The organism is Bacillus aerolatus (assembly GCF_009183655.1).
In the GTDB taxonomy this organism is placed as follows: domain Bacteria; phylum Bacillota; class Bacilli; order Bacillales; family Domibacillaceae; genus Pseudobacillus; species Pseudobacillus aerolatus.
On sequence record NZ_WEIO01000028.1, the window covers coordinates 1 to 827 of the forward strand.

The window sequence follows — 827 nt, forward strand, 5'->3', positions numbered from 1 at the left end:
ATGAACGAATTAAAAGGAATACACCACGTAACAGCTATTACAAGTAGTGCAGAAAAGAACTATGAATTTTTCACTTATGTATTAGGTATGCGTTTAGTAAAGAAAACCGTTAATCAAGATGATATTCAAACGTATCATTTATTTTTTGCAGATGACAAAGGCAGCCCGGGTACAGACATGACTTTCTTCGACTTCCCTGGCATTCCGAAAGGCGTACACGGTACAAACGAGATTTCAAAAACATCTTTCCGTGTACCAAGTGATGAAGCATTAGATTATTGGGTAAAACGTTTTGATCGTCTAGAAGTTAAACATACTGGAATCAAAGAACTCTTTGGTAAAAAGACTCTTTCTTTCGTTGATTTCGATGATCAACAATATCAATTGATTTCTGATGAATTCAATAAAGGGGTTGCTTCAGGTACCCCTTGGCAAAAAGGGCCGATCCCACTAGAATATGCCATTACTGGTTTAGGACCAATTTTTATTCGTATTGCGAACTTTGATTACTTTAAAGAAATGTTGGAAAAAGTTCTATTATTTAAAGAAATAGAAAAGTCCGGATCATTACACTTATTTGAAGTTGGTGAAGGAGGAAATGGTGCACAAGTAGTTGTAGAACATAATGCCGTTCTTCCTGAAGCCCGACAAGGTTTTGGTACGGTTCACCATACGGCATTCCGAGTGGAAGACCGTTCTGTTTTAGAAGAGTGGATTAAACGTATGGAAAGTTTCGGCTTCCAAACATCTGGGTATGTAGATCGTCACTTTTTTGAGTCTTTGTACGCAAGAGTTGCGCCACAAATTTTATTTGAGTTTGCAACAGA

1 protein-coding gene is annotated in these 827 nt (G+C 37.4%); it reads left to right on the plus strand.

Annotated elements, in window-relative coordinates; genetic code table 11:
• The coding region (locus F9802_RS19415) for a VOC family protein (protein ID WP_152154739.1) at nucleotides 1-827 on the plus strand (827 nt) is incomplete at its 3' end.